The sequence below is a fragment of the Pseudomonas sp. CFBP 13719 genome (assembly GCF_014842095.1).
In the GTDB taxonomy this organism is placed as follows: domain Bacteria; phylum Pseudomonadota; class Gammaproteobacteria; order Pseudomonadales; family Pseudomonadaceae; genus Aquipseudomonas.
The window spans coordinates 1-13,544 of sequence record NZ_JACYVB010000002.1 but is presented as its reverse complement, the minus strand read 5'-3'; the positions used below and the strand labels follow the sequence as shown (position 1 = coordinate 13,544).

The 13,544-nt window shown below is 51.7% G+C and carries 12 protein-coding genes and 2 tRNA genes; 2 read left to right on the top strand and 12 right to left on the bottom strand.

What is annotated here, in order from left to right:
- Positions 1 to 8 precede the first annotated feature (8 nt).
- Together IFT57_RS05135 and IFT57_RS05130 are read left to right on the top strand one after the other, a co-directional pair.
- Positions 9 to 884 (top strand): hypothetical protein, encoded by an 876-nt coding sequence (locus IFT57_RS05135; RefSeq protein ID WP_122531488.1) that lies wholly within the window; start codon positions 9 to 11, stop codon positions 882 to 884.
- A 68-nt stretch (positions 885 to 952) separates the two neighbouring features.
- Complete coding sequence (locus tag IFT57_RS05130; protein ID WP_122531489.1) at positions 953 to 1,315, top strand: hypothetical protein; 363 nt, start codon at positions 953 to 955, stop codon at positions 1,313 to 1,315.
- Positions 1,316 to 1,350: 35 nt separating this feature from the next.
- Here the strand turns inward: IFT57_RS05130 and IFT57_RS05125 are convergent, their stop codons facing one another.
- The 12 genes from IFT57_RS05125 to IFT57_RS05070 form a co-directional block, all read right to left on the bottom strand.
- Positions 1,351 to 2,796 (bottom strand): hypothetical protein, encoded by a 1,446-nt coding sequence (locus IFT57_RS05125; protein WP_122531490.1) that lies wholly within the window; start codon positions 2,794 to 2,796, stop codon positions 1,351 to 1,353.
- A gap of 78 nt (positions 2,797 to 2,874) precedes the next feature.
- Entirely contained in the window at positions 2,875 to 4,173 is a 1,299-nt protein-coding gene (locus tag IFT57_RS05120; protein ID WP_122531491.1) for a WGR domain-containing protein, read from the bottom strand.
- A 10-nt stretch (positions 4,174 to 4,183) separates the two neighbouring features.
- On the bottom strand, positions 4,184 to 4,795 hold the full coding sequence (locus IFT57_RS05115; RefSeq protein WP_122531492.1) for a hypothetical protein: 612 nt from the start codon (positions 4,793 to 4,795) through the stop codon (positions 4,184 to 4,186).
- 77 nt (positions 4,796 to 4,872) lie between these two features.
- Positions 4,873 to 5,844: a hypothetical protein gene (locus tag IFT57_RS05110; protein ID WP_241032734.1), complete on the bottom strand. Its 972-nt coding sequence runs from the start codon at positions 5,842 to 5,844 to the stop codon at positions 4,873 to 4,875.
- 98 nt (positions 5,845 to 5,942) lie between these two features.
- Positions 5,943 to 6,956: a tetratricopeptide repeat protein gene (locus IFT57_RS05105; RefSeq protein ID WP_122531493.1), complete on the bottom strand. Its 1,014-nt coding sequence runs from the start codon at positions 6,954 to 6,956 to the stop codon at positions 5,943 to 5,945.
- 97 nt (positions 6,957 to 7,053) lie between these two features.
- Positions 7,054 to 7,809 carry a hypothetical protein gene (locus tag IFT57_RS05100; protein WP_122531494.1) on the bottom strand — a complete coding sequence of 252 codons (756 nt, stop codon included), beginning with the start codon at positions 7,807 to 7,809 and terminating at the stop codon, positions 7,054 to 7,056.
- Between the two features lie 113 nt (positions 7,810 to 7,922).
- A complete protein-coding gene (locus IFT57_RS05095) occupies positions 7,923 to 8,423 on the bottom strand; it encodes a nucleoside 2-deoxyribosyltransferase (RefSeq protein ID WP_122531495.1) in 501 nt (166 codons plus the stop codon).
- Positions 8,424 to 8,435: 12 nt separating this feature from the next.
- Positions 8,436 to 10,238: a hypothetical protein gene (locus IFT57_RS05090; protein WP_122531496.1), complete on the bottom strand. Its 1,803-nt coding sequence runs from the start codon at positions 10,236 to 10,238 to the stop codon at positions 8,436 to 8,438.
- Position 10,239: 1 nt separating this feature from the next.
- Positions 10,240 to 12,084, bottom strand: coding sequence for a hypothetical protein (locus IFT57_RS05085; protein ID WP_122531497.1), 1,845 nt, complete (start codon positions 12,082 to 12,084; stop codon positions 10,240 to 10,242).
- 2 nt (positions 12,085 to 12,086) lie between these two features.
- A complete protein-coding gene (locus tag IFT57_RS05080; RefSeq protein ID WP_122531498.1) occupies positions 12,087 to 13,169 on the bottom strand; it encodes a hypothetical protein in 1,083 nt (360 codons plus the stop codon).
- An 86-nt stretch (positions 13,170 to 13,255) separates the two neighbouring features.
- Positions 13,256 to 13,332, bottom strand: a tRNA-Arg gene (locus tag IFT57_RS05075).
- Between the two features lie 101 nt (positions 13,333 to 13,433).
- Positions 13,434 to 13,510: transfer RNA gene (locus tag IFT57_RS05070), tRNA-Arg, on the bottom strand.
- Positions 13,511 to 13,544 lie beyond the last annotated feature (34 nt).

The window sequence follows — 13,544 nt, the reverse complement described above, 5'->3', positions numbered from 1 at the left end:
CGTTATCAATGTCACAGAATCTATTTTCGTTTAGCCATGATGGCTGCATCCCACTGGCAGCTTGGCAGCCCTTTGATGAGCGCCAGGTGCAGCATTTTTTTGAACGCAATCTCTATCAGCTGCTAAAGCTAGGAGCTGTTGCTTCCGAATGGTGCCCAGAGGGCGAATCATTGCGCATGGACACCCTTGCCATCAACGAGCATGGGCACCCGGTCATCATCGAGTTCAAGAAGGTCAGCGAGGCAAGCGCTCTTAGTCAGGTATTGGCCTACAAGACGTGTCTGATGCGCCACCAGAGAGAGTTTGAAGCCCTCGTTCGAAGCCGCTGGGCCAATGCCCTGATAGATTGGAGTGCAGTCCATCTGGTGTGTATCGCCCCAACGTTCAATCGGTATGATCTGGACGCCCTAGACAGCGTGAAAGCTGATATCGATCTGATCGCCTACCAGTTCTTTGGCCAGGACAATGTTTTGGTCAATACGGTGAAATCAACACGGGTCGAGAAAAAGCAGGCATCGGTAGCCAGGTCTAGGCGCACCTTCTGTCAACAGCAAGACCAGGCAAGCGATGAAGTGAGAGACCTGATCACGGGACTGAGAGCAGCGCTGGCTGAACACGACGACATTTATCAGACCCAAACCCGCGAGGGTGTGACCCTCAGCGCATCAGGCATCGAGTTGGGCCAGATCACACTGACGCAAGGCCTGCACCCTAGAATCAAGATCACGATGCCTTCAGAGCCTTCACAAGAGATCTCGGCTGGCTTGGGATCAATACGCAAAGGAAAGGGGATGACAGAGATCACGCTGAGAAAGACTGGCGAGATTCCCTATCTTGTGTCCTGGGTTGAACAGGAGTGCCGATCAGCCCTGGTCGCATTTTGATCACTTGCCCCTCTCGTTGCTCATTGCGATCATAAGGACAACGAAACGCTTTGACGCAGGACGAATGAATGAACACCTCAAAGCTGTCTGATTCGCTGAATTTCGTCGTCAAAGATTCAGTGATAAACTGGCCATCACTCCATCAAGAATTGGCCGAGCAAGGCATTGTGTCCGTTCGATCCACTCTTGCGAGCCTCCCCCAGCGATTGCATGACATCAAGGCCATCAGAGTTCTGTCCCCAGGCGGGGCTAAAATCAATCTGATGATCGACCAAGAAGCCATTGATGATGGGCGATTAGCCGATCTTGGCCCATTCTTACGGAATCGGCATTATGCCGGCATGACTCTGGATGCAGACATCGGAATCACCATCCTGGGTAGCCAAGTGGCTCTGGATCGCCTAAGCGAAGACTTTCCAAAAGCCAGGTAAACGCTGAAGGACGCCCCCGACCACCACCTAGAACCCTAAAGACCCAGGTCGATTGCCATCAGTTGGGTGCGAAGGGTATCCGAGGTGGTGTGCTGCCGGTCTGCATCGACAACGCCAAAGCGCTTCATCAGGCCGGGACTTTCAAACAACCTCTCCTGCTCCTTTCTATTCAGATTCTTGAGCATTTCGATCTTGACCATCTCAGGGCTTTCTGACTCTCGAATCCTTTTCTGATAGAAACTGCAGCCTACGTATCCCCAGTTGAGGGCTTTCGACACCAGCTCGGCGTTGGAAAGATCATCGACAAGAGTGCCAAGGCCGGCTTTCTCGTATGCCACATCGAACAGATCTGGTGCAGCCTCAAAGTGCGAGGCGAGCCCAGCTGCGAAGTAGCCTTTGTGATGACCTTGATCGAGGTAGCGCGACAATCCACCTTCCTTCAGAAGGTCAAACATTTCGAAATCATCAGGTTTGGAATCGGCTTGCCCGAGCTCACTGGCGTCTGAGCGTCGTTCATGCCTTGGCATGGCCAAGAGCAGGAGGCTGATAGGTGTGAACGAAGCGCCATCTTCCTCAAGCTTGAATGTCTTTGAAACATCTCGCTTGAGAGGCGTGAAAGCATCCAGGGTTGCGTAGACCTGCTCAAGGTCGAATGACGCAGATATCTTCTTGAAAGCGTCCAGGTCGTTTTCTTTGACCACCTCTCTCAGGGTAGCGAAAACAGCCCCGCAGGCACCGACGTTAAGGATTGGGATGGCGCCATGACGTTCTGGGTTGTGCCCGATAACCAATGCCTTCAGGTAATCGGCCCAGTGGTTGTACTTGTTCTCCTTCTCTCTTCCGACGTCTTCCGAGAATTTATCGACACCCGTGAGCAGGGCTGGATCTACTGGTCTTGTCAGGTGCTGAAGGATGTTGGTCATGCCCGCATCCAGCAGCCTGGCAACACCAAGCCTGAAACGCGCTAGGGTCTCAGGGGTCTTGCGTATGTCTTTTGCATGAAAGAAATCCTGGGGCTTAAGGTTGGCCGCTGTGATGGGCGACGCCAACAGCTTTCGGCCACCCATACTCAAAAGCGTGAGCAGTTTCTCCTCGAACAGTTCGGTGTTGCCGGTGTCGACAAGCTGGGTTAGGCAATTATTGAAGACCACGCCTGTCCGCGAGCTTATGCGGCGACCAGCAAACACGTCCTCGACTACGGCATTGAGCCTGTTGCCAGCCATCAAAACGTGGTAGCGCTCGAAAACATTGAGCTTTATGTCGGCGTAGAGCAGCATATCCAGACACGCACCATCACCATACTGAGCATGGTAAAGAATGGTTTCTTCGAGCTGGCCGCGATACCAAAGTGGGTTTTTCCACGGCCCAGCCACAGGATCAGCATTTTCGAATTTCTTGAGGTAACCCAGCGCCTCAGGGTGCTTTTCAAGCTCCTCAAGCAGCCGTGCAATTTCGCGGGTTTCGGTAACAGGTCGGGCCATGATTTCTCTCCATTTAGGACAGCGTATCATGGGCGACAAGAATTAAAAAAGCCCGGCATGCCGGGCTTTCCTTTGGACTTATTGCTCGAATTCAATCAGGAATCTTGGAACTACCTGAGCAGTGTCGTAGCAAATAAGCTCGCTGTTCTGAATGCCGCTCTTGCCAGGAACGGCGGTTGTAGAATCAGTGCCTGGGCGTGGCAGCTTTTCATGCGTTCTATTAGGAACGTATGTCTTTCCTAGTGCCATGTCGATCAAGAACATGAAGCACTGATTTTCAACTTTGCCAGCCCACCATCCCGTCGAATAGTTCAAACTTTTAGTTGACTCATACGACCCATATATGCCATCTCCAAAGAGCCTCCCGGTTACGAAGCTACTTGAGCTAGGGGGGATCATAAGTCCGCTTTTCAATATTGAAAGAAGGTTGCCAGGTCGGGTTCCATGCCACATTCTTTCAATATTTCCAACTTTCTTGCCGCGCTCTTCAAAGGCCTTAGTCATTGAGTCAATCGTCAACTCGTAAACCGTCTTAATCTTGTAACCATATGAGGCATGCATGGACTTTGCGCCCTTCTTGAAGAAGGCAGCAATCTCGTCAATTACATATTGATCCGTTACAACGTTAATCTCGCAATTGAAGATCTTTTCGATGGGCGCGGGTGTTGCTGTTTGCTGTGCCTGAGCCTGCTGTTGGCGAAGCACTGCCACTTGAGCGATCGAACTTTCCAGGTCGTCCAAAATACCCGATTGCTTCTGAATGGAGTCCTGATCTGGCAGAACTCCCTTGACGGTCAACTGGCGACCCACCTTCTGAGGGATCAGCATGAGGTAGCTGGCCAATAGAGCCTTCACGTCTGCGCTATCGAAATCCTGAACCTCAATGTGCCTGCCAAGCTTTTGCAGAAGGTCTCGCGCCTCGTTGATGGTCTCCTGGGTCACAATGCCCAGGGGCGTCTGGAAAACCCCGGTCTCGTCGTCGTATTTGAGATCTGTGCTTTTCAAAATGGAGTGGACGTTTGCCTGTACAAGACGCTTGATCAAATCGATGACCCTGTCCTTGTCGCGGGTGCGAATCTGCTCCGAAGCGGCCATTTCGAGAGCCAGGCGGCTAGCACCAGATTTGGTCTTGGTGGTTGCTACCCCCTGAAAAGGCTTATAGCCGCCCTTTTCCTTTTCGCGCAGCTTAGATTCCAGAAAGCGCACTGCTGCCGCTTCGGAAGAGAAACTTTTCAGTGGCTGCTTTTGACCTTCACTGCCGATTCTGCCGTTATAAACCTGCACTGAGAAATCTTCAAGAAGTTGGGCGCGCCAGAACTTGTTAGAATTAACGTCCACTGACGCTTTGACCAGCATTTCTTCTCTGAGAGTCTTCATGTCAACCTCCTTACACGTTCTTACCGAGGCTGACGTTCAACACTGCCTTAGCGGTGTAGAGGTAACTCATGAGTTTGGAGAACTCGGGCTGATGGCTGAACTCTTCGTTGTAGCAAAAGAGTTCAAGGACACCTTGGTCAAGTGCTTCCTTGTGAGCACGGATAACTGTCGGATGGGCAACACAAAAGTTATCCACGAAGTCTTCCAAGACATCCCGTGAATTCAGATCGTAGATGTCAACCGACACAGTGATTTTGAACACCGGCTTCAGACCTGCGTCAGAACCGTTTTCGACTACGCCACGCAAATCTGATACTAAATAAATATGGTATCCAAAGCGCGAATCACCCAGCAGCAGGGGAGTTGGCTTATAAAGACAATCGATCATGTCCGATGGAATGGTGGCGCCTGTACCCACAACAGCGATCACGTGAGTTTTCTTGGGCTGGTTGATATCAACCGGGCAGTGGATTTTTACCTGACCCGCCTGGTTGACAGCACTCATCAGTTCTTTGGGGTGTACGAATGGATGGGACTCAATCTCCACCAATGAGAACCCTCCCCGAACGATGGAATCCATGTTGATCGGGAAGGAAAATTGCTTGATGTGGCTAGTGGACATGACTATCTGCTCCATTCGATTTATACCTATATTGTCACACCAAGCTGCTTATCTGGCAATATATTGATTAACCGATTTCACAAACCAATATCCCTGGCCATCATCGTGTCGACCTGCTTGCTGGTGGCACCTACCACCCGATACCAGGTGAGCTGGTCGATGTACCCCGCTTTACGCCAATAGGTGAGTGTCGACCTGTCACACCCCTTGAACAAATCGACTGCATCAATGCGATTGGAAGCCAACCCAATGGCTAATTTTGAAACCTTGCGCACAAACTGACCAGCCCCTTCCTGGGGTAATGCCAATAGGGTATCAAGGGAGCCATTACCGAAGACCTGAACGACGTCCTCCAGCGGCAGCCATGAGGCTTCTTCTCGTAAGTCGTACTTCAGTCCACGAGCAGACAGCGCGACGGCTCTTTCGACACCCTCAAGGTTCTTGACCATCCCATAAATCTGGCCAAGCCTGGCTGAGCGCAATTGCTTCCAGTCAAGTTTATCTACCTCCAAATCTGGATAACCTTGCCTGGCTGCAAACAATGGGTACCAGCGCTCAAGCTCTGTAAGTGTCAATGACCTCCAATAGCTACGCTCGTCATGGTGCTTGAGAATAGATCGCTGCAGCAGGCTTTCCAGGCCCTGCGACGTCGCATTCTTCCATGTTAGGTCGAAGCCTCTCACTCTAGTAGCCCCACCTTGCTCACAGAACACATGAATATCCTCCATAGCCTCCGCAATGTGGTCGGTCATGGGTTCCAACGCGAATACAAGCCTCTGATTGGCTTCAAAGCATTCCTGATAGCCATGTGTTTTCGATATGGCATCAAGAAGGCCTGGCCGCGCTTCGGGGATGTATGCATACAGGGACAAAAAGGCCCGCATGATGTCGGCACGGTCAATCCCGTCTGGTTGGACAAGATCTAAAACCAGGCGATGCTCCTTGAGATCTTCCCAGTATCGTTTTGAGGCGACCGGTGATGGGTATTCAAGATCACATCCCTTAGGGCGAAGATTGAAAACGGATGGGTCTGGCTGCCGCTTGGCCATAATATCTTTCCTCGGACACTCTCGACAGTTTGACGTGGGAGAGCCCTCAGAGGAAAGCCGGGGCTGCGCCCCGAATTGACGACCTCCCCCCCACCCCCTCATAGCCCTTCTGGCTTTTCCTCAAGCTCAACCTTGATGTCTTCAAGCGTATAACCAGCACGGGCGAGCTCAGGCATAACACCATTAAGGTTTCGAACCTCCTCAGCTGATCGGGCATCACCACGGTCTTCAGCAATCGAAAACCACGCCAACGCTTCGATTTCAGCTGGATGGGCAAAGCGCCCTTTGAGAGTACTTTGGAATTTTTGAATGATCAGCCCATTGGCATATTCATACATCGCGTCAATATCACCCTGGCGAGCGGCAGCCAGGAAGTACTCCCCAGCCTGAGCCCCCTTGCCACTGCTTGACAGCTGTTTGGCCATCGCTGACTGGGCCTTGAGACTTCCATGCTCGGCAGCGAACCCAAGAGCAACCTGGCCCTCCTGGGTGCGTCCATCGCGCAAGTAGAGCTTGCTCACGTAGAAAGCTGCATCTGCATTACCTCCAGCGTAAGCTTTTTCCAATAATTCCAGGCCCTTAGCGGGATCATTGAGCTTGGGCTCTGCCAAATTGCTGAAAAGAAAGCCCAATTGCATCTGGGCCTTGTTGGAAGTCAATGCAGCATCCTCCAGCATCGACAGTGCCTGGACATCTGATGGGTCTTTGCGAAGGGCAATCAAACCCAGTACACGCTTAGCCTCATCCTTGCCCAGCTCCGCAGACAATTCGAGATAGTGGGTAGCCAGTACCTCGCTCTTTTCGATGCCGTCACCCTCCATGTAGCGGCGACCTAGGTCATACAGTCCATCTGCATCGAGGTTGCTGGCGTCCGGAGGAGACGTTAAAGGCTCTTCAGGAGCAACCGCATACGCTTGAGCACTCAGATCGCTAATCGGCTCCTGTATGACCTCCTGGGGCTGATTGATGGACGGATCCCAGCTGGCGGGCTCTTCAACGATAATCACGCCATATGGGCTGGTCGAGGACTCTTGAACGGGGATGCTGGATCCATCCTGAGTAGCACATCCTGAAAGCAGGATGGCCAGGCAAGCAAAAGCATATTTTTGCATGGTAGAAGTTAGACCGGCTGGGGGGGTAAGTGATGGGATTATCGAGATGCGTGCAATTTATGTCAATATCGACGAAAAGGATTTAGGCTTGCCATCTCTACAGCCCCAGATCCATGCCAAAGACGTTGTCGCGCAACTCTGGGTGAGCGTGCATCAAAATTTGCCTGTGGATCTGGCTGTCGAGCATGTAGGCAATGTACTGAGTGTCTGACATAGCTCGATTTGCCCGTCGACAAAGGGCAAGCATTGCTGTTTGTCTCTCGATGTCGTTCTGGCCACGGTCACTAAGCTCATTGAGCACAGACACAACAGCCTCGATGCGCTCTTCTGAGATCACCGCAAAGGGATTTTCGATTGTTCCTGACATGTACAATCCAAGCACCGCAACAAAATCAGAACGAAGTCCGCGCCACGATGCGCCCGAATCGGCCATTTTGGTCACAAAATCCAAGCTGTTAGGCTGGCCAACCAAATCTTGAAGCGTTTTGAAATGATCAAGACCCCATACCCCGGTTTCAACCCGAGAGTAGGCAATATCCTGGCAAGCATGACACCCCATCGTCGTGAAATGGAGGACGGATCTGAGTTGTGCAGTGAGGTCAAGACCACCTATGCGACGAGGCTCAAGGGCATGATAGGCATTGGCCAAAGGTTCGTCGATCGACTGGAAGAATTCACAGAGTTTTGATCCTTTGACGGGCGCATGCTCAAGCACACCCAGGTGATCGATGATCAGTGCGGGGGTTAATTCTGATTCGCGAAGATTAAACAAATGTTCGAAAAGGGTATAGCCCAGATCGAGGTCGCCACTGGCTAGAGCCTTGGATAAATGGGCAGAGAGTTTTTCAAGCATGGAAGTGGCCTCCTGTGGCGACCACTATACCACCCTTTAGGTCTATATTGAACAAGGAGCATTGCTGCAGAGGGTCGCTTTTTTGCGCGAAGCGCTGCTGCTGTCGATCTGCTTCAAACGCTTGATGAAAGTTTGGCCTGAGCAGCGAGCTGCGATAAAGCGTCCTCGAAATTGCTTGCCGAACCAGCCCAACGCGTTGCCATCATCAGGTTCTTTGGCAGGCCGAAGTCTTCAACCAAAAAACCTTGGGCATCCAAACCATCAGTATTCGGCACTTGATCCACCATAGGCCTGGCATCCTCAAAATAGGCAAATATCGGCTTTTTCAGCGCGTTTGCATAACCAAATTCAAAAACGGTGCCTGAATCTGGCTCATGACCACGAAATGGATTGAGGTTGACCAGGAGAGCATCCGATTGCTCGATGCACCCGACATTTGCCTGCGCGATCCAGGTGGCCATTTCTGACTTGGACAACCCCTCTGGGCACGCATTATCGAGGGGATAGAGGGCTGTGATACCTACTTCGGCACACAGCTTAACTAGGTGCTGACCCCAGGTGACGGCATCTTCACGAAAAACATCGAACCCCGCCAGATACACTGTGTACGACATATCAAATCCTCATCAAAGGCCAAGGTCTTCGGAAAAGTAGGCTTCTCGCCGCTTCTTTGGAAACAGATCCAGTGCGGTGCGCTTTTCCTCTTGGGTGAATATTGACATATAAGTGTCCCATTCACCACGAGTGCGTGCGACTTTGGCCACTTCGATGGGCCCACAAAACTGCAGAAAAGCAGTGGCGAAGGTCGCATTGTTTCGCCGACTGGCGTTTCGCAATGCCGCCTCAATGGTAGGCTCTGGTTGTCCTTTAGGATAACCGCCCATTCGCAATAGCTGCAAATAGGGTAAAGGGTCATCCAGATTACCCTTGAGCATTATCTGCCTGCGTTGCGTATGTGCGTCATCAACCCATAGGTCATAACCTGAGTCTGCGAGCGCCTGAAGCTTCTCTGTGGTGATCTGTAAATCACGTTCAGTCTCCTGAGGCCTCCACCCAAATCGCTCTTGAAGCTCGACCAGCGCATTTGCAGAGGCAGCAAAGCCGGCGTACGCGAATGCATCTTCAATCATTTTGGGTGGCAACAATTCAAAAACCGCCTCTTTGTGGCGGGACTGGGCGATTTCTGTCAGCAGGTGAACTGCTCCAACGGCCTCGAACACCTTCTTCTGCTCAGCCCGCAGCGGGTAGGTCTTGTCTCCAATGTGGCGATTGATCAGCACGTCGAGTGGAAAAAAATTCTCACAAAAGCCGATAGTTTCTACCAGCCGAGACTCATCGACAGGGCTTATTTCAACCCTCGACAGGGTATCAAGCGGGATCAATGCCAGGGTTTGGCCGGGCCTTTGCTCAAGCCCCATCAGGGTGTAGTCATCTGCGAAATATTCGAGGTATCGGTGATAGAGGTTGTGCTGGTCGGGTGGCAGTTGGGTCGCCAAACCGATTTCAAGCGTTTTGAGTGCCCTTATTCCATTGGACACGTTGTTATAGCGATCTGTGAAAACTTCCGAGCGCAGGCCCTCGTAGTCACTTAGATCAGTGTAAATGCGATCCTTGTCTTCACCCCAAGTCGACTTGATCTGGCTGGTGAAACCGATGGCCCCTGGACAGTCCTTCAGGTATTCGTTTTCAACCCACGCAGGGAAATGGCTGTAGATGTCCGGGAACTGGGAGGGGGCATTGCGCGCATCTGCAAGGGCGAGAGCCAGCTCGGGCATTTGAAGAGTATTGCCAGCTAGAACCGGAATCTTTCCCTCGTAGTTGATCGCCAGATGCCTGAGTGATTCTTTTTGCTTGTCCGCATCCATCGCCCAATAGAATGCAACATCATCGTTGGAATCTCCTTGCGCAATGATGCTCGGGTCAGCAAGCATTTCTATGCACCCTCTGATATCTCTGGTGCTCCCAAAGCCTTCCATCGTATCGCTTCGGCAATCGACTGGAAAATCTTTGACCCGCATGCCCCCGCTCAGATGAACCTCCATAGGGAATTGCGACGGGTAGTCGGCGTAAATTCTCATCGCCATGGTGTACTCACCCACGTAGAGACAATTGAGCAAGCAGGCACCTGCCGCTTCACCGAGATGAGGGAGAAACAGCCCGAGGCTCTCACGGGACAGGGAGGAATCCCTGAGCCTGCTGGTAACATAGTTAATCGAACCCATGTCACTCGGCGGCATGGTACCAAACAGGGCCAGGAGCACCTCATCTGAGATTCGCTTATCTGTCAGGTATCCAAGATTTTGTTTGAGGCTGCGCAACTCTTCATCGTTGGCCAACAAAAGAATGGGCTCCAGTAGGCCTTTAATGACGTCTGCGCGATCAGCCTTCGCGGCCTCTGTCAGCCAATCATGGAAATTTACGTCAGTCATGTCAAAGCCCCAGGTCGCCAGCGAATACGGTTTCTCTCATTTTCTTGGGTAGCAGCTGCAGGCAATCCCGAATTTCTTGCGCAGGGAAAACTCGCTCAAACAATTTCATTTGGGGCTCGGTCTTGATGAAAGGGGCCACAGCCTGTGCTCCATGCAGTTTGAGGAGCGCCGGGTACTCCAGATCTTGCTTCAGCCGCATTGCTAGCGTAAGAGCGTCCTTGATGGAAAGAGCCATTTCATTCGACTTGCCCGGCCACAGCCCCATCTGCATCGCTGCAAGGTAGGACTCTTCAGTTCGATCATTGGTTGTGTCGAATGCTGCTCTCTTGGTGAACCCCTGATCGCTGACCTCCGCGAACCTGATCCCAGCTTCGTTGAGGGAAATTGCTTTGTTTTTGGTCAGGGTATAAGAGTCCTTCCCCAGTGAAAAACCTGAAATCGCCATGGCTTTCACAACGTCACGAGCATCCTGGCCATACGCCAACGCGTTTTGATCGAAATACTTTTCCAGAATGGGTCGAGGAACAAGTTGTGAGACAACACCCGCCATTTCCGGATCAGCAAGCTTGCTGAACAGGTTCCTCCCGAAAGATTCTTGCTCAGTGGTGAGGCCCAGGTCGCAAGGAATGGCGTCCTTGGCCATGACCAGCGATTTATCCCGCAGTGAAATCAGTGTTTCAAGCGGGAAATAGGCGGCTGCAAATAATTGGGCGGCCTCCAATGCGGTATCACTAACCTGGGAGATGTCGTAACCAAGCACCGTATCAAGATCCATCAAGACCAGGGTTTTCCCAGCTGGCGCATCGAGTCCAAGCCGTTGACGAGCAGTCAGCATGTACTGAGCAAGGTCATACGACAGATTGATGTCGACTCTGGTCTCGGTGGAGGGGTCAAGTCCAACGAAAAAGCCTCTGAATGCCCTTTCTCCGCTAATTTCCCCATAGGATTGACGATAGGGCTTTTGAGCCTTCATGACCGCCCCATATTCCTCCAAGCCAAACTCTTCTGAAGGGTCATCGTTGGCCCCCGGATAAGAAGATGGCTCAGGGCCCATAGTGAACGTACGTCGCGCCAACAAGGGGGTTCCAGGCACGTCATGAGCCTGGCTGCTGTCCACCCACACCAGAATCTTGTTGTACATTTCCGGATACGGTGAGCCTGAGCGTCTGTCACAAAGCGCCAGCGCAAGTTCGGGCTGTGAAACCTGGCCACGTGAAAGGGTGGGGATCTGGGGTGCGACAACAGCCCCCCTGGTAGAAAACACAGCTTCCCTTAGGTTTTTTCCAAGTATCCAGGCGCTTCCATCGTTGTTGCGACCAAGTAATTGCTCAAGGCCAGCTTTCATGAGAACGCTGAAGATGTACTCCACATCGGCAGCTGAACCAAAAGAGGTGAAGTCCTGATTCGCTTTCACTTCCTTGCCGTCTACACAGGGGCCGAGATTTTTAAAAAAGCCGAAATTTACGGGGTAGCGGTGTGCATGGCTATCGTGCAATGCCCTCACGATCTGCACATCCCCCTTGAAAATGGCTGTGGTAAGGATATGCCCCGAAAGACCCTTCAGGTTTTGTACGTGCTGACCAAGTTCAACCCTGTCAAGGGAAGGATCTGCGATCCGCGCCAGCAGATAAGCTGAGGATGTTTCCTCTGTGACGCCTATCTTGGAGGCAATGAGGTCGACAATTGCCTTATGCGGCGCCGAGGACATGTAACCATCCATCAAATCCCGCGTTTCGCCCATTGCGGATTCGTCAAGCATGGGGAGCACGTGATCCACCAGAGCCTCGATTGCGCCGATATTGCCGGACTGGATCAATGTGTTGAGGAATTCCTTGTAGTTGTTCATCTTTAAAGACCCAGATCTCGCGCAAAGTGTTTGTCCAGCCGAGAGTCGACAGGCATGAAGGGCAAAAGAGCAGAACTCTTGGTGAACTCATAGTAATGCTCAAGGCTCTCCTGCTTGTACATCTTCCCCATGAGGTTTGTTCCAAGCCAGCTGATGATGTCCCCGGCTATTTTGGCGTGTGTTTCCCCCTGGCCATAATTGATCGCAAGAAGAGCTTTGCCGATCGCACGTTTGACGCCACCAAAGTCAACATCCTGGTCAGCAGCAAGACTTTTGGCCAGCTTATCGTAAAAAGGAACAGCGGACAGAATGTCACCATACTGCTTTGAAATTTGGTTTTGAAAGGCGATGAGGGTGGGCCCGGCATCAGAGGTCTTCAATACCTTGAGCATAATCTTCTGATTTTCAATCTGGCGTGCAGTTCTAGGGGTCTCAGATTCCTGCTGACTAACGAATTCAGGGCCAAATCCGCAAACCTTTACAAACCCTTCGCAAGCTGGGTAGTGGAGCATACCAGAAGAAAAAGCCCAAACACCGTAGTGAGTAAAATCGACTTCTCCATTTTGAACAAAGTCCCAATGGTCTCCATGGCTGGCAGAATCATCAGAGAGCAATTGTAAATAGGCAGCCACCTGACCCTTTGACTCGCAACGGAACACTGCGAAGTTATCCTTATGCGTTTTCAGCGCCTGGATCAGACTCGTCGATCTGAGATAACCCTCTCGCTTCCCAAAGAGACGCTCTGGAACATCCAGGGCGAGTCCGGCAGCTGTAAAACCAAAGTAGTTTTTGTTGATCCCTTTGAGGAAAGCGGTTTCGTTGGAATCAATGAAGTGGGCCAGAGGGTTGATTTCCGGGATGAATCGGCCCTTGCCACGGTAAAGGGGCTTTTCGGGGAGCGTATCCCACACCTGCTGAACCTCCACGACGATCTTTTTGATCGACTCAAGCTGACCCGCCCGAAGAAGATCCACACACATCTGTTCGATAGACTTGCACAGAGCGCCATCAGGGTTTTCGAGATCAAGATTGAAAAGTTGCTCTTTGAGTAGGGACAGCTGGGCATTTGTCATGGACGGGGGCATGGGATTCTCCTTTACCATCATGGTAGCCAATGAGAAGGTCTAAAAGGAACCTTCGTGTTGAGCAAAGAAGAGGGCCATGCGTTGCTTGGTGCGCCAGGCGGGACTCGAACCCACATACTACAGCTTAGAAGGCTGTTGCTCTATCCAGTTGAGCTACTGGCGCTTTGAAAAAGATGACGGAAATGATGGATAAGAATCCGCGATACGCGATACGCAATATACAGTCGCGTGCCTTGGAACCTGGCTCGGCTACATTTCCAAAACTGGCGCTGCTGGCAGGACTCGAACCTGCAACCGTTGGCTTCGAAGGCCATTGCTCTATCCAGTTGAGCTACAGCAGCAAAATTGGTGCGCCCAGCGAGAATCGAACTCGCA

Coding starts and splice junctions, on each gene's coding strand:
- IFT57_RS05085 (WP_122531497.1), bottom strand. CDS start 12,084: ATGAACAACTACAAGGAATTCCTCAACACATTGATCCAGTCCGGCAAT.
- IFT57_RS05105 (WP_122531493.1), bottom strand. CDS start 6,956: ATGCAAAAATATGCTTTTGCTTGCCTGGCCATCCTGCTTTCAGGATGT.
- IFT57_RS05120 (WP_122531491.1), bottom strand. CDS start 4,173: ATGAAGACTCTCAGAGAAGAAATGCTGGTCAAAGCGTCAGTGGACGTT.
- IFT57_RS05125 (WP_122531490.1), bottom strand. CDS start 2,796: ATGGCCCGACCTGTTACCGAAACCCGCGAAATTGCACGGCTGCTTGAG.
- IFT57_RS05095 (WP_122531495.1), bottom strand. CDS start 8,423: ATGTCGTACACAGTGTATCTGGCGGGGTTCGATGTTTTTCGTGAAGAT.
- IFT57_RS05090 (WP_122531496.1), bottom strand. CDS start 10,238: ATGACTGACGTAAATTTCCATGATTGGCTGACAGAGGCCGCGAAGGCT.
- IFT57_RS05130 (WP_122531489.1), top strand. CDS start 953: ATGAACACCTCAAAGCTGTCTGATTCGCTGAATTTCGTCGTCAAAGAT.
- IFT57_RS05135 (WP_122531488.1), top strand. CDS start 9: ATGTCACAGAATCTATTTTCGTTTAGCCATGATGGCTGCATCCCACTG.
- IFT57_RS05110 (WP_241032734.1), bottom strand. CDS start 5,844: ATGGCCAAGCGGCAGCCAGACCCATCCGTTTTCAATCTTCGCCCTAAG.
- IFT57_RS05100 (WP_122531494.1), bottom strand. CDS start 7,809: ATGCTTGAAAAACTCTCTGCCCATTTATCCAAGGCTCTAGCCAGTGGC.
- IFT57_RS05115 (WP_122531492.1), bottom strand. CDS start 4,795: ATGTCCACTAGCCACATCAAGCAATTTTCCTTCCCGATCAACATGGAT.
- IFT57_RS05080 (WP_122531498.1), bottom strand. CDS start 13,169: ATGCCCCCGTCCATGACAAATGCCCAGCTGTCCCTACTCAAAGAGCAA.